We start from the raw sequence: 15862 nt of genomic DNA, 5'->3' as shown, positions 1-15862 counted from the left end.
CATGGAAGCGCTTCTGCAAACCTGGCTGCTGCATGTGAACCGGCGTCCCAAGCTTCTGATCGCCGACGACGAGCCGCTCAACATCCGCGTGCTCTACGAGTTGCTGCACGATGTGTGCGATATCTTCATGGCAACCAGCGGCGAGCAGGCGCTCCAGGTATGCCGTACCGAAGCGCCGGACCTGATCCTGCTCGATGTCGTAATGGATGATCTCGACGGACACGAAGTCTGCCGCCGCCTGAAGGCCGATCCGCTCACGCGCGACGTGCCCGTCATCTTCATCACGTCGCAGGACCGCGCCGACGATGAAGTCAAGGCGCTCGAACTGGGGGCCGTGGACTTCATCAGCAAGCCGATCAATCCGGTCGTCACGAAAGCGCGCGTGCGCACGCATCTGACAATCAAATTCCAGGGCGACCTGCTGCGCGCCAGTGCTTTGCTCGACGGACTCACGGGCGTGTCCAACCGCCGCAAGTTCGATGAGGACCTGCACGCGGACTGGCGCCAGTGCGCGCGCGAAGAAACTTCGCTGGCCCTGCTGATGGTGGATGTGGATTGCTTCAAGCGCTTCAACGACCACTACGGACATCTGGCCGGCGACGCCTGTCTCAAGGCCATTGCAAAGGCCTTGGCGGATGCGCTGCGCCGCCCGTACGACAAGCTTGCGCGTTATGGCGGCGAGGAGTTCGCCTGCCTGTTGCCGAAGACCGATCTCGCGGGCGCGCAATGCATTGCTCAACGCATCGTCGATGGCGTGCGCGCGCTCGACATCGGCCATGTGTCATCGGAGGTGGAAACGCGCGTGACGATTTCGGTCGGCGTGGCGTCCGTGCGGCCGGCACGCGGCAGCACGCCCGACATGCTGCTCAAGGCCGCCGACGATGCGCTCTATGAGGCGAAACGCGCAGGACGCGCGCGCTTCGCAGTAGCGCCGCAAGCAATGCGAGCGGCGACGAACGAAGATCACATGCCGCGCGGGTCACGCACGTACACGGGGAACGGATGAACATTCGCACCCGCCGATGCCTCCAGCGCCGCTCGCAGCGCCTCACGCGCCCGGCGGGTGGAAGCGAGCGCCGCACGCACGCGCGCTTGCAGCACGGCGGGCTTGGCGGGTTTCGCGATGACATCGGCCGCGCCTGCATCGAGGATGCGGCGTTCGGTTTCGGCGTCGCAGGCATCGGCGAGCACGATGAGCGGCACAAGCGGATTCGGCGCGAGCAAGGCGCGGACGGTCTGTTCGAGCGCTTGCGTTTCGCCGGGTGCGTTGCTGCAACGGGAATCGAGCACGATGGCGTCCGGCTCGTCGCGCGCGATGAGATTCAGCGCGGCCTCGCGATCCGTGACGACATCCAGCGCACCGAGCGCCTCGAGCGCGTCACGTTGCGCCAGCGCCGTATCGTTGCCGAGGATGCCGAGCAGCCGCACGCCGGTCCCCGCCGATGCCGATGCCTGCGCATCCGCGTCATGCGAGCGGGCCCGCATGTGCAGCGCGCGGTCCGTCAGACGCAATTGCGCGCGCACACGTGCCTGCAGACGCGCGGCGACCAGCGGTTTGATGACGTAATCGGAGGCACCCATGTTGAAGGCATCGACTTCGAGCGCCGGTGCATCGTGACTCGTGACGAAGATCACGGGCACGCGCGACAGCTTCGCGTCATGCTTGAGGATCTCGCAGACGTCGAAGCCGGTCATGGTCGGCAGATTGGCATCCAGCAGGATCAGGTCCGGCGTGGATTCGCGCGCCAGGGCAAGTGCGGCCTCGCCGGTGGTGGCGAAGCGTTGATCGGGGCATTCCGCGAGCATCTCGCCGATGATGCGAATCATCGCCGGGTCGTCGTCCACGAGAAGCAAACGCGGCTGAAATACAGAAACAGAAGGGGAGTTTTCGGCTGTGTCCATGTTTCGCGGGAAATTCGTCAGACGATAAACATTGATGAACTTTACGCTCGACTTGCGCACGCTGCAAACGCAAATCGCATCTACCCGAGAATTATCTGATATTTCATGATCCGCCAAATTTTATTCATTCAAGCACTGCACGGCAATGCGCGACCGGCGCCGGCGGCGACATATCTTCGCCGTGGCGGCAGCCAATCGCTGCAAGGCTTGCCGGTTTCGAACGAACGTAAAGCAATAAATGCCTTGCATTTGCTAATCGATATCCGCCGACCAATGCAAACATTCAAATTCCGCTTATCGTTTGCGAGACGTGTCGTCACGATGCATTCCAATGCATACTTGCTTCTGCATATATAAGAACGGGAACAACAGCCATGCACGGGGAAACCAGAACACTCTATTTCGCGGGCCGCACGGTATCGGAAGAACTCTCCGAACGGCTGCATGCACGCGGCTGGACCATCGAACGCATCGATCCGGCCAAGCCTGCGAAATCCTCGAAGCAGGGCAAGCGGGCGGCGGCGGGCATCGTCGATCTGACCCGGCGCGGCTTCGCCAGCGAACCCGCGCTCCTGAGCGAAATGCTCGCCACTTATCAGGTGGGCTGGGTTGCGACTGTCGATGCCGATTACGTCGACAGCCCGGAAATCTGCCGCCTCATCCGCGACTTCTGTTTCGACTACGTGACCGTGCCCTCCGCGGCGGACCGTCTGGTCGATGCAGTGGGGCACGCGTACGGCATGGTGTCGCTGCACGACAATGCGTCCCGCGACACCCGCAAGGACGACTGCGTGGAAGGCGGCATGGTGGGCTCGTGCGACGCCATGCTGGCCTTGTATCGCTCGGTCCGCAAAGTGGCGATGACCGACGCGCCCGTGTTCATCTCCGGCGAATCCGGCACCGGAAAGGAACTCACGGCCGTGGCCATCCACGAGCGTTCCGTGCGCCGCGAACAGCCTTTTGTGGCGATCAACTGCGGCGCCATTCCGCCTCACTTGCTGCAATCCGAACTCTTCGGCTATGAACGCGGCGCGTTCACCGGTGCGAACCAACGCAAGATCGGCCGGGTGGAAGCGGCTGACGGCGGCACGCTCTTCCTTGATGAAATCGGCGACTTGCCGCTCGAAAGCCAGGCGAGCCTGCTGCGCTTCCTGCAGGAACGCAAGATCGAACGTCTCGGCGGACAGGACTCGACGGACGTCGACGTGCGCATCATCTCGGCCACGCACGTCGACATGCAGGCCGCAATGATCGAAGGACGGTTTCGTGCGGACCTGTATCACCGTCTGTGCGTGCTGCAGATCGACGAGCCGCCGTTGCGCGTGCGCGGCAAGGACATCGAACTGCTGGCGAACCACATGCTCGAACGCTTTCGCAAGGATGCGAGCCGCCGTCTGCGTGGCTTCTCGCCGTGCGCGATCGCGGCGCTGCATAACTACGGCTGGCCCGGCAATGTGCGCGAGCTGATCAATCGCGTGCGCCGCGCCATCGTCATGTCGGAAGGACGTCAGATTCTGGCAAGCGACCTCGAACTCGGCGAGTATGCGGAGGCCGCGCCAATGACGCTCGCACAGGCGCGCGAAGCCGCCGAGCGGCAGGCGATCGAAGTCGCCTTGCTGCGCCATCGGGGACGTCTGGGCGAAGCAGCCGACGAACTGGGCATCTCGCGCGTCACGCTGTATCGCATGCTGACGGCGTATGGCTTGCGGGTCAAATCCGACCGGCCGATGGAAGCGTCGGGGAGCTGACTTTCACATCATTTGCCGTTTGAATACTGCATGCGAATCATGATTCGGTTACGCATGTTTTCAGGAACCTCTTCTCCCGCGCTGCGCTCGAATGCCTGCATCGTCATCGATGCAAGTTGCATTCATTATTCGGCATGCAAGATGCCACCCGCGCATGTCCCATTGCTGTTGAGCCCGCTGGCGTGATCTCGCGCCGCCAGAATGCGTTGCGCAGTCCTGTCGCCTGAACGGCTTCGGCCTGCGTCCGCCGTGCCATGTCATTGCCTCGCCGCGCATGATCGAAACGTCGCGTGCTCCGGTTGACCTACCCCGCGAGTCACGCACGGTTTTGTCGTCATGCATTCGTCAAGCGATTCCCTGTTTTGGCAGTTCACTGATCTCGCCATTCCCACGGTGCTCGCTGCATGGGTTTATTGCATGCATTCGGTCATCAGCGGCATTTTCATCGGACGTTACATCGGCGCCGATGCGCTTGCCGCGCTGAACCTGCTGGTTCCCCTGCTCTATTTGCCTTATGCATTCAGTGTGATGATCGGCGTGGGCGGTTCGACGCTCGTTGCGCGACTGCTTGGCGAGCAGCGCGAACGCGAAGCAGCCGAAGCCTTCACGCAGGCGCTATGGCTGCTCGGCGCGTGCGGCGCGGGTTTCACGCTGGCGATTCTCATCCATGCCGATACCTTCGTGCACTTGACCGGCGCGCGCGGCGATCTCGCCATGCTTGCGACGCAATTCCTCCGTGCCTACGCGCCCTTCGTGCTGTTTCCAACCGCGTGCTATGCACTCGAACTCTTCCTGCGTATAGAAGGCGCCGCAAAGTTCGGCCTTGCCTGCCTGTTCGCGAGCGGCATTGCCGATGTCGCACTGACCTGGTGGATGGTCGGTCATCTGCAATGGGGCATGCGCGGCGCGGCATGGGCGGCAGGACTCAGTCAGGCATTGGCGTGCGTGCCGATGTTCGCCTTTCACGTCGTCCGCGCGCGTCGCTTGCGCCCTGTCGCGCGCGCTTTCGCAGCGCCCGGACATGCGTGGCGCATGGCCTATAACGGCGTGTCGGAATTCTTGGGCGAGATCGCGCCGAGCGTCACGATCTTCGCCTTCAATCACGCGGTATTGCGGGCGCTCGGTGATACCGGGCTGGTCGCGTTCGCAGTCGTCGAGTATGTGACGATGATTGCCTCGGTCACGATGGTCGCGCTGGTGCAAAGCATGCAGCCGATCGTGAGCTTCCAGCGCGGCGCGGGCAATGCGCACGCCGTTTCACGCGCGTTGACCACCGGGCTCGTTACCACTACCGGCTTCGCGCTGCTTGCCGCTCTCGCCTGCCTTGCGTTTGCACAGCCGCTCGGCGACCTCTTCGTGCCCGGCGACGCCGCGGCGCAAGCGCTGTTGCATCAGGCCTTGCCGTGGTGCGCGCTGGCATTTGTGCCCGCCGCGATCAACGTGGCGATCAGCGGCTATCTGACGGCCATCGAGGCGCCGCTCGCATCGATGCTCGTGGCGCTCATGCGCAGCTGGCTGCTGTTGCTGGCGATGTCATGGCTGTTGACCGCATGGCTCGGCCCGCCCGGAATCTGGATGACCGTCGCGCTCACCGAAGCTGTCACGCTGGTGGCGAGTATCGCGTTGTTTCGGCTGGGAGGGCGGCAGGTTTCTTTCATGGGCTATCTCAACGCCGATGCCCGGGCTTCGCGCGTCAGGTGAAAACGCCGGTCGACGCTTGCCAGAAGGCGTCGGGACAACCGCGTCGCGCGTCCCTGGATCAGCCGGTCCGACGCGCGCGACAGCGCATACGACACAGCCAGCACGCCGACCAGCGTCGCGCCGAACAGCGCGATGGACGTCTCGCCGTTCTTCTGCCCGAAGACGCGATCGAAGAAATGGAAGGTGAGGTACACGCAGATGAAGTGCCACAGATAAATGCCATAGCTTTCGCGTCCCAGCGCGGCGGCGCAACGCCGCAGTCCCGTGAAACGCATGCGAGAGGCGGCGCGCGGCATGCCGTGATGCTTGCGCGCCTGCTGCGAGCACGCGAACAGCAGGAACGCCACCGCGCTGCACGCCGCCGCGATGGGCGCCAGTGCGTGCGCCTTGTCGAACCAGACGCCAAGCGCGCCCGTTACCAGCGCAAACATTATCGCGAGCGCAAAGTAAAACAGGCACACGCGCCGGGTGACCGTGGACGCGCCGAGCAGATGCGAGCGGAACGCATACCATGCCCACATGCCGACGATGAAGCACGGTCCTTGCACCGGTGGCCAGAAATAGCCGAAGGTATTGTTGGCGACATTGCACTCGAGCGTCCCATGGCATTCGCTCATCGACATCACGCCGAGCGATATCGCCAGCAAGACGACCGTGGCGAGCATCAGGCGCGTGCGATCCACGGCGACGAAGAACAGCAGCGGCGCGATCATGTAGAACAGCATTTCGACGCCGATCGACCAGCCTCCCGGCACCACGTTATTGATGGCCGTCGGCGAGAGCGCATGCAGGAATACCAGATTGAGAAGGACGTCCATCGGGCCGTGCGCGCCGAGTATCCACGCGCGTTCGATGCCTGATCGCGTCGCGCCGTAGCTGATGAGCCCATAGACGGCGATGGCCGCGTAATACAGCGGCGCGATGCGGAAGAAGCGCTTGATATAGAAGCGCAGCGTGACGTGGCGCGCATCCGCGCAGCGCGCGTGATCCACTTCGAGCGTCATGAAGATCGTGATCGCGCTGATCACGAAGAACAGTTGCACGCCGTACTGCCCCATGCGCGCGATCAATGCTACGGTTCCGGGCAAATTGGGAAACTGAAACGACAGGTGTACGCCGACCACCCCGACGATCGCGAGCGCCCGTCCTGCGTCGAGCGCGGCAACACGTCCTTTCTCCATCACTCCTCTCCTCGCGGTTCGTTCCGACCTCCAAAAACTTGACAGGCCGCGAGGCCCGTGGACACGGGTGCACAGGCCGTAGTTCCTACAAATCAGCGCAATTCCGGAGACTCTTACACGATGAAACTTGATACACGTATGGATACAACTTCTGGCTTTGCGATGCGGCATGCTATGAGTTAATAAATTGAAAGCTTCTTTCCGTATTTTTTCGTGCAATAAAAGAATGCGTGACGGCTCAATTAACGAAGACTCTAGTTAAATGCCGCCGTGTCGTCCGGCAATATCCGACAAAGTAGTATCCGTTGGTGCATTAGCCAACCAAACGACATTTCAGCGGGCACTGTTTTGAAAGCTATTCGTAGGCTTTTCTCGTTAGACTGTTGCTGAAGTTAGTGCAATCGCACGCAAAGCTTTCCGATTTCTTGACGAAACAGATGCAAACCGGAAATTTTTTTGTATCCGTCTTACGCTTCAGGCAATACCTACCGACACCGCTGAAAGCTGTCCGTTACAGCTTTTCGTCCTCTGTCGCGTTGAAAAAAGTTGAAGAATAAAGCGGCAGTTTTTATGCCGGGTTTTAGGGGGCCAGGGTGGCGTACTGTGCGATACCGAACAGTGCGTTAATTTGTGTGCTGTTCCACTGACCGGATTTTATAAACCGGCAGAGGAATCTTTTGAGCGGGGCGACAAGGGAGATGACAACGCTATCCCAATCGCAGTGCGGGAGCTTCTGGAAGGACGGCTTTCTCCGTCTGGAAAACGTCGCGACGCACGCGGAACTCAAGACCTTGCGCAGTGTGGGTGACCGCCTGCTGCGCGAAAAGGCGGGATTCAACGAAGGCTTGCTCTTCGACTTCTACCCTGAAGGTGAAGGGCCGGAAAAGCCGAAGCTCGCCCAGTTGCATCACCCTTCGCATTTCGAGCGCAGCCTGCTCGAAATGGACCTGGCACGGCGCGCGCAGCGCGTGGCGATGCAGTTGCTCGGACCCAAGGCGCGCTTCGTCAGCGACAGCTTTTTCCACAAGCCGCCGCATACCGAAGCCGTCACGCCCTGGCATCAGGACGAGGCCTTCACCGACCCGCGTATCGAACATCGTGAAGTGAACTTCTGGTTCCCGCTACAACCGGTGTCGCTCGAGAATGGCTGCATGCAGTTCATTCCCGGATCGCATCTGGGCCCGGTCTTGCCGCATGGGCCGATCGGCGGAGATCCCACCACGCACGGGCTCGAATGCACGTCGGGTTTCGAAGTCAATGAAGCGGTGATCTGCCCGTTGCAGCTCGGCGATTGCACGATCCATGGCGGGCGCACGCTGCACTTTGCCGGCCCCAATCCGTCCAATGCGCCGCGCTACGCTTACTCGCTGGTGTTCGGCCTGCCGCGGCGGGCATCGAGCGAAGTGCGCAGCTTCCCCTGGAACGACAACCGGAAACTGTCGCGCGACCAGCGCGTACATGAATCACGGCGCGCTCAAGGCTCCTTTTGGCCTTACCTGTATCGCAAGGTCAAGGAGTTCGACTACACCAATCCGTACGAATGGCGGCTCGGTGCACATCGCGTCGCGCGTCTCATCAAGAAGGGCCGCACGCCGGCCAAGTGATGCAAGGACACGCCTGCTAGAACGCGGGCGCGTCTTGCCTCAGGAAACGCAGGATACGGCTGGCCACGGTGGCCGGCTGTTCCTGTTGCACCCAATGTCCCGCCCCTTCAATCAGATGCGCGGCGCGGAAATTCCGGCACGTCAGCAGGCGCATCGCATCGAAGTCGCCGGGACGCTGATACATGCCCCAGTCGCTGCTCCCCGCGATGAAACACGCCGGCACGTCGATGGTCGCGCCCGACCAGGTCCGCAACGCGGCTGCCCGATGCGCATCCGTACCGCAGCGATACCAGTTCAAGCCGCCTTGAAAACCGGTGCGCGCATATTCGCTCGCATAGATCTCCAGATCGCTGTTCGTGAGCCACGCGCATGAAGCGGCCTGCTCTTCGCTCGGCTCATGTTCGGCAACCGTCGCGGGCATGGTGGCGTCCGCGTTCATCACGTAGTAGGTCGGCAGCAAGGCGAGCTGGTCCGCTGTGACGCCATCGAGCGCATGCGGCCGGTTGCCCGCCCAGTCCGCGCTCTTCACATGGAAATAGGCACGCAGGAACGCGGCGAGCCCTCGCGGCGCATGCCGCATGTCCTGGTCCGCCTGCGGACCCGAGTAATACCATTGATAGTGCTTGCGCGGCGGATCGAGCAACGCGAGCCCGTCGACAGCGTCCTTCATCAAGGCGGCCGTCACGTCGATGCGCGCGCGCGATGGATCGTCCTGCGCGGTATCGAAAGCGAATGCGGGCGGTCCGGCAAACGGCGCGCTCATCATGACGACCGACGCGAATACATCCGGCCGTATCACGCCGCACCATGCCGCCACGGGCGAGCCGAAATCATGGCCGGCCACCGCCGCCACCCGGCGATAGCCCAGCGCCGAGACCAGTCCCAGCACATCGCTCACGAGATTCGGAAAACCGAATGGGGTGAGATCGGCATCGAAGGAAGTGTCGGCGCCCGTGGTCCGGCCATAACCTCGCTGGTCCGGCGCGATGACGTGATAACCCGCCGCGGCCAACGGCAGCATGATCTTGCGCCAGCTATACGCCAGTTCGGGAAAGCCATGCAAGAGGACGATGCACGGCCGGTCCGGCGCATCGAATCCGGCTTCGAGAACATGCATCGACAGGCCATTGCCGTTGTCGACATTGCGCGCGCGAATGCCTTCGGGGAGAGGAAGATCGATCAACGGGTCGCTCATTTCTTTATCGCTTCTGAATTGGAATCATCCTTCGAGCAGCGCGGCGAAGCGGTCTGCCAGCGTGGGACGCGAACGCATCGGCCAGATTGCACTCAGCTCGAAGGGCGGCAGGTTGGCTCCGTCGCGCACGTCGCAGAAGCGCACGCCCGCGAATTGCAGCGCCGTCACCGATTGCGGCAGCAACGATGCACCGCATCCCGCCGCAACGCAAGCGAGCACGGTCAAGGAGCGGTTCGCGTCCTGCACGACATTCGCCTCGCATCCAGCCTGGCGAAATGCACTCAAAATGCCAGCGCGCACCACGGGTAATTGATCGCCGGGAAACCACACGAGGCCCGCGTCCGAGAGATCCTTGAGCCCGACCTTGCCGTCTTCGCCGGTACGGAAAGTTTGCGGCAGCACCGCGAGCAGCCGCTCGCGGACGATCAGCTTCTCGCGCATCCGCCCGCCCACCGCGACCGGTGTATGCAAAAGACCAATATCGATCGTGCCCTGCTCCAGCGCACTGGCCTGTTCCGCGTTGCTCATCTCCTTGAGCATCAACTCGACGTTGGGCACTTCGGCGCGCAGGGCGGCGATGGCGCGCGGCAGAAGACTGAACAGCGCAGCCGAAGCAAAACCTATGGTCAGGCGGCCACCCCGCTGCGCGCCGATCTCCCTTGCGCGATGCGAAGCGGCCTCGATGCGCGCCACGCTCAGGCGCACATCTTCGACGATGGCTTCACCCGCCGGCGTCAACTGCGCGCCACGCCGCGTGCGTGAGAACAGCTTGACGCCGAGATCCCGCTCCATGCGCGACAACGCCTGACTCAAGGCGGGCTGGGCAATGTCGAGCACTTCGGCGGCGCGGGTCACGCTGCCCGCATCGGCGACGGCAAGAAAGTATTTGAGGTTGCGGGTCTCCATGGTGCGAGCATATCAAAATGCTATGAAAAACGAACATATCCATAGTATGCGAGGCGGATTTTGGTTTTTAGAATGCACGGGCAATCTGCATTCATCGATACAAGAGGCGGACGTGAATCCGCGCAGGAGACAGGACATGAACTGGTACCGAGAGGTATCCACAGCTGAAAAACGCACGCTGTGGGGGTGCTTCGCCGGCTGGGCGCTGGACGGCGTCGATACGCAGGTTTTCAGCCTCGTCATCCCGACGCTCATCGCGACCTGGGGCATCGGCAAGGGCCAGGCGGGCCTGATCGGCGGCGCGACGCTCGTGGCGGGCGCGCTCGGCGGCCTGCTGGCGGGCGTGCTGTCGGACCGCATCGGCCGCGTCAAGGCGCTGCAAATCACGGTGCTGTGGTTTTCTGTATTCACTTTCCTGAGCGCCTTCGCGCAGAACTTCGAACAGCTGCTCGTGCTCAAGTCCTTGCAGGGACTCGGCTTCGGCGGCGAATGGACGGCCGGCGCGGTCCTGCTCGGCGAGACGATTCGCGCGGAACATCGCGGCAAGGCGATGGGCATCGTGCAGAGCGCCTGGGGCTTCGGCTGGGCGGGCGCGGTGCTGCTCTACATGATCGTGTTCTCGTGGGTCTCGCCGGAATGGGCCTGGCGCGTGTTGTTCGCCATCGGCCTGATTCCCGCACTGCTCGTGATCTACATGCGGCGCAACATCGAAGAGCCGCCTCGCGCCGTGCGCACCGCCGAAGCCGGCGACGTCCGCCCTCAAGGCACATTCGCGATCCTCGCCGGCATTTTTCATCCATCGGTGCTGCGCACGACGATCGTCGGCGGGCTGATCGGGCTGGGCGCGCATGGCGGCTATCACGCCATCACCACATGGCTGCCCACCTATCTGAAAACGGAACGCCATCTGTCCGTGCTCGGCACCGGAGGCTATCTTGCGGTAGTGATCTCGGCGTTCATCGTCGGCTGCTTCGTCAGCGCGTGGCTGCAGGACAGGATCGGCCGCCGCAGGAACGTGATCTTCTTCGCGGTCTGCTGCGCCATCACGGTCAACATCTATGTGTTCCTGCCCATCGGCGATCTCGCGATGCTGATCCTGAGCTTTCCGCTCGGGCTGTTCTCCGCCGGCATTCCCGCCACGCTCGGCGCTCTGTTCAACGAGCTCTATCCGCAAGGCGTGCGCGGCACGGGCGTGGGCTTCTGCTACAACTTCGGACGCGTGGTGTCGGCGGTGTTTCCGGTGCTCGTCGGACACATGGGCAATTCAATGCCGATCGGACAGGCGCTTGGCATCGATGCGGGCATCGCCTATGGACTCGTGGTCATCGCCGCGTTGCTGCTGCCGGAGACCCGAGGCCGCCGCATCGCCACGGATGCTGGACCCGGCGCAGCGCGCGAACGTTCGCCCAACCATGTCTGACACGCCATGACGCAATTACTCGACACCAGAAACGAGCAGTGGCTCGAGGCGGCGCACGCCCCCATCGACGCCATCGACAGTCATGCGCATGTCTTCGTGCGCGGCCTGCCGCTCGCGCCGCATCGCCGTCATGCACCCGACTATGACGCGAACCTCGATGACTACGCGGCGCACCTGCGCGCCAACGGCGTCTCGCATGGCGTGCTCGTGCAGCCGAGTTTTCTCGGTACGGACAACTCGTTTTTTATCGATGTCCTGCAACGCTATCCGCAGCGTTTTCGCGGCGTGGCCGTCATCGATCCTTCGATCAGCGACGCCGCGTTGCATCGGCTTGCGGAACAGGGCGTCGTGGGCATGCGTCTGAATCTTATCGGACTGGCGTTGCCGGATGTGCGGGCGGCGCACTGGCGCGGCCTGTTCGAACGCGTCAACGCATTGGGCTGGCATGTCGAGATCCATCGCAACGCCATCGACCTGCCGCTGCTCATCACGCCGCTGCTCGAACAGCACTGCACCGTGGTGATCGATCATTTCGGCCGTCCCGACCCCGCGCACGGCGCCGCCGATCCAGGCTTCCGCTATCTGCTGGCGACGGCATCGAGCGGCAAGGTGTGGGTGAAACTGTCGGCGGCGTATCGAAATGTCGTGGGCGAAAACGGCACGGCGCTCGGCCAGACGCTTGCCGCCGCCCTGCTCGATGCCTTCGGCCCCGAACGGCTCGTGTGGGGCAGCGACTGGCCGCATACGCAGCATCGCAGCCTGATCGAATACGACGACTCGCGCGCCGCGCTGGACCGCTGGATTCCGGACGCCGCGCAGCGCACGGCGGTCATCCGCGACTCGGCGCGCACGCTGTTTCGTTTCGATTAACAGAAACGAAGAACGAGCGAAGGCAAGCACTGAGGCGACGCCCGCGTTAGCATGGCAAACGCCGGGCGCATCGAGACGCTCTATTCCACTTTTTTTCGGAACTCTGCCATGACGACATCTTCTTCCCGCCGCCGCGCCGCCTTCCGCGAACTGGTCGAGGCACGGCGCGGACTGCTGCTGCCCGGCGCTTTCAACGCCATGAGCGCGCGCGTCGTGGCGGACCTGGGATTCGAAGCGATCTACATCACGGGCGCGGGCGTCACGAACATGTCGCTCGGCATGCCGGATCTCGGCTTTGTCGGCCTCGCGGAAATTGCTGAACATACCGCGCGCATCCGCGATGCCGTCGATCTGCCGCTGCTCGTCGATGCCGACACCGGCTTCGGCAATGCCCTCAACGTGCGCCATACGGTGCGCACGCTCGAACGCGCGGGCGCCGATGCCATCCAGCTCGAAGATCAGGTGATGCCGAAAAAATGCGGGCATTTCGCGGGCAAGGCGGTGGTGTCGACGAGCGAAATGGTCGGCAAGATCCACGCTGCGGTGGATGCGCGCGAAGACGAGAACTTCCAGATCATTGCCCGCACCGATGCCTGCGCGGTCGAGGGCTTCGACGCGGCCATCGAACGTGCCCGCGCCTTCGTGGAAGCAGGCGCCGACATTCTCTTCGTCGAAGCGATCGAAACGCCGGAGCAGATCGCGTCGCTGCCCAAGCTGCTCGACGCACCGCAGTTGATCAACATCGTGATTGGCGGCAAGACGCCGGTGACGGACCGCGCCGACCTGCAGCAGCTCGGCTTCAGCCTCGTGCTGTATGCGAATGCGGCACTGCAAGGCGCGGTGCGCGGCATGCAGAACGCGCTGGGCGCATTGAAGTCGCAAGGCCGGCTCGACGAGGATCCCGCGGTCGTTGCGCCATTTGCGGAGCGTCAAAGGCTCGTGAACAAACCGCTCTTCGACGAACTCGACCGCAAGTACGCCGCCGATTGATCGCCCGAATATTTGCTATGCTGGCCGCCGCAACCGGACGCACGCGCGCTTGACGCATGGCGTCCGTCTCGAGGCGCCAGGGCGCCGTTCAAACCACGGAGATACAGATGGCAAAAGGTTATTGGGTCAGCGTGTACAAGACGATCATGAAGCCCGAGCAGGCTGCGGAATACGCGAAGCTTGCCACGCAGGCCATCAAGGAAGGCGGCGGCCGTCCGCTGGTGCGCGGCGTCGCGGCCCTGGCGCAAGGCGAAGGCGCGCTCGAGCGCACCGTCGTGGTCGAATACGATTCGCTCGAAGCCGCCATTGCCGCGTACAACAGCGACACCTACAAGGAAGCGCTGCGCGTGCTCGGCGACGCCGTGGTGCGTGATTTCCGCATCGTCGAAGGCGCGGCCTGATTCATCTCTGAACCGTAGTATCCGGCCGATGTCCGTCGCGCTCATGCGCCGACGGCATCGGCCAGTTCGTTCATGTCATTCACCACAGCATCCCAATCGCTTTCGGCTTGCAGGTCGCTTGTCTGACCGGGACCGTGCTCCAGCGGCCGTGCAATGAACGCCGTCCTCAGCCCGCATTGCCTTGCCGCCGCAAGATCGTTGTTGTGCGCCGCGACAAGACAGACCTCGGCGGGCGCGAGCATCAGCACTTCGGCCGTACGCAGATAGGCCTCCGGCGCCGGCTTGTAGATCTGCGCGATTTCAGCACCGAGGATCGCATCCCACGGCAGGCCGGCGCGCTTCGCCATGTCCACCATCAGCCTGATATTGCCGTTTGAAAGCGGCGCGATGATATGGCGCGCCTTCAGGCGCTGCAAGCCCGCGACCGAATCCGGCCATGGATCGAGCCGATGCCACGCAAGATTGAGGTCATCCAGCGCTTCCGGCGGGACCGCGCTCGCATCGATGCCGAACTCGGGCAGCACGTCCAGCAGATTCTCGCGATGCAGCACGTCCAGCCTGACGAACGGCCGCTCCCCGCTGATCACTTTGCGCATGGCAGGCACATAACGGCTGCGCCAGGCATCGGCGAAGACATCGGGCCGCGCGCCGGGATGCCCGTGACGCTTCAGGAATGCATCGGCCTCGCGCGTCACGCCGCCGCGCCAGTCCACCACCGTGCCGAACACATCGAAAACGAAAGCCTTTACCTGGGACAAGCTCACCGGAATGCTCCCTTCCTGGGGTTTGAATGAACGGTCATGCCGGACCATTTGTTCCTGCCGCGCAAGACTGAAAGTCCACCGCGGGTGTACGCAACGAACCTCGAAGCGCCTAGATTACAAGCCATCGGAGCCAACAGGCCGATCCGCAACAGGCCCCTTTCTCTTATCGAGGTTCATCATGAGCAATACGCAAAAAGTCGTTATCGTCACGGGTGCGTCGCAAGGCATCGGCGCAGAGATCGTCGCGGCCTTCCGCGCGCAGGGTCATGCCGTGGTCGCCACCGCGCGTTCCATCCAGCAAGCCGACGATCCGAACATCATTGCCGTGCCGGGCGACATCGGCGAACGCGCCACCGCTCAGCGCGTGGTGGATGCGGCGATCGAAAACTTCGGCCGCATCGATACGCTGATCAACAACGCAGGCATCTTCATCGCCAAGCCCTTCACACAATACACGCTGGAGGATTATGCGGCGATGCTGAACGTGAACCTCAATGGGTTCTTCCATGTCACGCAGCTTGCCATCGAACAGATGGAGAAAAACCATAGCGGGCATGTGCTCAACATCACGACCAGCCTCGTCGATCACGCGGTGAGCGGCGTGCCCTCGGTGCTCGCCTCGCTGACCAAGGGCGGCCTGAATGCCGCTACCAAGTCGCTTGCCATCGAGTACGCGAAGTCCGGCATTCGCGCCAATGCCGTCTCGCCCGGCATCATCAAGTCGCCCATGCATGCGCCTGACACGCACGAAGCGCTCGGCAAACTGCATCCGGTGGGACGCATGGGCGAAATGAGCGACATCGCCGGGGCGGTCCTGTATCTCGACAATGCGTCGTTCGTGACCGGCGAGATTCTTCACGTCGATGGCGGCCAGAGCGCGGGACATTGATGACGGCCGTTACAACCGATGTTCAAAGGAGCCACCCATGCCGATCGTAACCATTCAAGTAACGCGCGAGGGCACGACGCCAGGCACGAACGCCGTCACCGCCGCTGAAAAGGCGCGGCTCATCCAAGGCGTGAGCCAGTTGTTGCTCGACGTGTTGAACAAGCCGCTGGACGCCACCTTCGTCGTGATCGAGGAAGTGGACATGGACAACTGGGGCGTGGGTGGCCTGCCGGTGCAGGCGTATCGCCGGCAGAAGCAGGCCGGGCCGGGCTGACGCCTCACGTCGAGCGC

General features: G+C 62.9%; 15 protein-coding genes. 10 read left to right on the top strand and 5 right to left on the bottom strand.

From position 1 onward, the window contains the following. Nucleotide 1 precedes the first annotated feature (1 nt). Nucleotides 2-1006, top strand: a complete 1005-nt coding sequence (locus QCE62_RS23695) for a diguanylate cyclase domain-containing protein (RefSeq protein ID WP_309923788.1) — start codon at nucleotides 2-4, stop codon at nucleotides 1004-1006. On the opposite strand, the gene QCE62_RS23690 is transcribed toward QCE62_RS23695, so the two are convergent. Beyond that, nucleotides 964-1827 (bottom strand): response regulator, encoded by an 864-nt coding sequence (locus QCE62_RS23690; protein ID WP_409017905.1) that lies wholly within the window; start codon nucleotides 1825-1827, stop codon nucleotides 964-966. The two genes, QCE62_RS23695 and QCE62_RS23690, sit on opposite strands and share 43 nt — an antisense overlap. 449 nt (nucleotides 1828-2276) lie before the next feature. Here QCE62_RS23690 and QCE62_RS23685 point away from each other — a divergent pair, with 449 nt between their 5' ends. Together QCE62_RS23685 and QCE62_RS23680 are read left to right on the top strand one after the other, a co-directional pair. Beyond that, nucleotides 2277-3650, top strand: coding sequence for a sigma 54-interacting transcriptional regulator (locus tag QCE62_RS23685; protein WP_309923783.1), 1374 nt, complete (start codon nucleotides 2277-2279; stop codon nucleotides 3648-3650). Between the two features lie 336 nt (nucleotides 3651-3986). After that, nucleotides 3987-5351, top strand: a complete 1365-nt coding sequence (locus tag QCE62_RS23680) for an MATE family efflux transporter (protein ID WP_309923779.1) — start codon at nucleotides 3987-3989, stop codon at nucleotides 5349-5351. Here the strand turns inward: QCE62_RS23680 and QCE62_RS23675 are convergent. Next, nucleotides 5312-6532, bottom strand: coding sequence for an acyltransferase (locus tag QCE62_RS23675; RefSeq protein ID WP_309923777.1), 1221 nt, complete (start codon nucleotides 6530-6532; stop codon nucleotides 5312-5314). The two genes, QCE62_RS23680 and QCE62_RS23675, sit on opposite strands and share 40 nt — an antisense overlap. Before the next feature lie 698 nt (nucleotides 6533-7230). On the opposite strand from QCE62_RS23675, the gene QCE62_RS23670 reads away from it, so the two are divergent. Continuing rightward, nucleotides 7231-8136, top strand: a complete 906-nt coding sequence (locus QCE62_RS23670) for a phytanoyl-CoA dioxygenase family protein (RefSeq protein WP_309923775.1) — start codon at nucleotides 7231-7233, stop codon at nucleotides 8134-8136. 16 nt (nucleotides 8137-8152) lie between these two features. Here the strand turns inward: QCE62_RS23670 and QCE62_RS23665 are convergent, their stop codons facing one another. Then, a complete protein-coding gene (locus tag QCE62_RS23665) occupies nucleotides 8153-9331 on the bottom strand; it encodes an alpha/beta fold hydrolase (RefSeq protein WP_309923773.1) in 1179 nt (392 codons plus the stop codon). 24 nt (nucleotides 9332-9355) lie between these two features. After that, a complete protein-coding gene (locus QCE62_RS23660; RefSeq protein ID WP_309923770.1) occupies nucleotides 9356-10237 on the bottom strand; it encodes a LysR family transcriptional regulator in 882 nt (293 codons plus the stop codon). Between the two features lie 136 nt (nucleotides 10238-10373). Here QCE62_RS23660 and QCE62_RS23655 point away from each other — a divergent pair, with 136 nt between their 5' ends. The 4 genes from QCE62_RS23655 (at nucleotide 10374) to QCE62_RS23640 (ending at nucleotide 13918) form a co-directional block, all read left to right on the top strand. Further along, nucleotides 10374-11657 carry an MFS transporter gene (locus QCE62_RS23655; protein WP_309923769.1) on the top strand — a complete coding sequence of 428 codons (1284 nt, stop codon included), beginning with the start codon at nucleotides 10374-10376 and terminating at the stop codon, nucleotides 11655-11657. Nucleotides 11658-11663: 6 nt separating this feature from the next. Continuing rightward, entirely contained in the window at nucleotides 11664-12527 is an 864-nt protein-coding gene (locus tag QCE62_RS23650; protein ID WP_309923767.1) for an amidohydrolase family protein, read from the top strand. A 108-nt stretch (nucleotides 12528-12635) separates the two neighbouring features. Continuing rightward, nucleotides 12636-13517, top strand: a complete 882-nt coding sequence (locus QCE62_RS23645) for an oxaloacetate decarboxylase (protein ID WP_309923766.1) — start codon at nucleotides 12636-12638, stop codon at nucleotides 13515-13517. Nucleotides 13518-13624: 107 nt separating this feature from the next. Further along, nucleotides 13625-13918: a DUF1330 domain-containing protein gene (locus QCE62_RS23640; RefSeq protein WP_309923763.1), complete on the top strand. Its 294-nt coding sequence runs from the start codon at nucleotides 13625-13627 to the stop codon at nucleotides 13916-13918. A gap of 41 nt (nucleotides 13919-13959) precedes the next feature. Here QCE62_RS23640 and QCE62_RS23635 read toward each other — a convergent pair whose 3' ends face one another. Then, complete coding sequence (locus QCE62_RS23635; protein WP_309923760.1) at nucleotides 13960-14682, bottom strand: haloacid dehalogenase type II; 723 nt, start codon at nucleotides 14680-14682, stop codon at nucleotides 13960-13962. Between the two features lie 178 nt (nucleotides 14683-14860). On the opposite strand from QCE62_RS23635, the gene QCE62_RS23630 reads away from it, so the two are divergent. Together QCE62_RS23630 and QCE62_RS23625 are read left to right on the top strand one after the other, a co-directional pair. After that, the gene (locus tag QCE62_RS23630) at nucleotides 14861-15571 is read left to right on the top strand and encodes an SDR family oxidoreductase (protein ID WP_309923758.1); all 711 of its coding nucleotides are present in this window, start codon (nucleotides 14861-14863) and stop codon (nucleotides 15569-15571) included. Between the two features lie 37 nt (nucleotides 15572-15608). Further along, nucleotides 15609-15845: a 4-oxalocrotonate tautomerase family protein gene (locus QCE62_RS23625; RefSeq protein ID WP_309815964.1), complete on the top strand. Its 237-nt coding sequence runs from the start codon at nucleotides 15609-15611 to the stop codon at nucleotides 15843-15845. Nucleotides 15846-15862: the final 17 nt, after the last annotated feature.

The sequence above is a fragment of the Caballeronia sp. LZ033 genome (assembly GCF_031451265.1).
GTDB lineage: Bacteria > Pseudomonadota > Gammaproteobacteria > Burkholderiales > Burkholderiaceae > Caballeronia.
This window is presented reverse-complemented; position numbering and strand designations above follow the sequence as displayed.

Excerpts from the sequence above, each read along its gene's own strand:
- QCE62_RS23650 (WP_309923767.1), top strand. The coding sequence starts at position 11,664 with ATGACGCAATTACTCGACACCAGAAACGAGCAGTGGCTCGAGGCGGCG.
- QCE62_RS23655 (WP_309923769.1), top strand. The coding sequence starts at position 10,374 with ATGAACTGGTACCGAGAGGTATCCACAGCTGAAAAACGCACGCTGTGG.
- QCE62_RS23660 (WP_309923770.1), bottom strand. The coding sequence starts at position 10,237 with ATGGAGACCCGCAACCTCAAATACTTTCTTGCCGTCGCCGATGCGGGC.
- QCE62_RS23645 (WP_309923766.1), top strand. The coding sequence starts at position 12,636 with ATGACGACATCTTCTTCCCGCCGCCGCGCCGCCTTCCGCGAACTGGTC.
- QCE62_RS23625 (WP_309815964.1), top strand. The coding sequence starts at position 15,609 with ATGCCGATCGTAACCATTCAAGTAACGCGCGAGGGCACGACGCCAGGC.
- QCE62_RS23675 (WP_309923777.1), bottom strand. The coding sequence starts at position 6,532 with ATGGAGAAAGGACGTGTTGCCGCGCTCGACGCAGGACGGGCGCTCGCG.
- QCE62_RS23630 (WP_309923758.1), top strand. The coding sequence starts at position 14,861 with ATGAGCAATACGCAAAAAGTCGTTATCGTCACGGGTGCGTCGCAAGGC.
- QCE62_RS23685 (WP_309923783.1), top strand. The coding sequence starts at position 2,277 with ATGCACGGGGAAACCAGAACACTCTATTTCGCGGGCCGCACGGTATCG.
- QCE62_RS23695 (WP_309923788.1), top strand. The coding sequence starts at position 2 with ATGGAAGCGCTTCTGCAAACCTGGCTGCTGCATGTGAACCGGCGTCCC.
- QCE62_RS23670 (WP_309923775.1), top strand. The coding sequence starts at position 7,231 with ATGACAACGCTATCCCAATCGCAGTGCGGGAGCTTCTGGAAGGACGGC.
- QCE62_RS23640 (WP_309923763.1), top strand. The coding sequence starts at position 13,625 with ATGGCAAAAGGTTATTGGGTCAGCGTGTACAAGACGATCATGAAGCCC.
- QCE62_RS23680 (WP_309923779.1), top strand. The coding sequence starts at position 3,987 with ATGCATTCGTCAAGCGATTCCCTGTTTTGGCAGTTCACTGATCTCGCC.
- QCE62_RS23690 (WP_409017905.1), bottom strand. The coding sequence starts at position 1,827 with ATGATTCGCATCATCGGCGAGATGCTCGCGGAATGCCCCGATCAACGC.
- QCE62_RS23665 (WP_309923773.1), bottom strand. The coding sequence starts at position 9,331 with ATGAGCGACCCGTTGATCGATCTTCCTCTCCCCGAAGGCATTCGCGCG.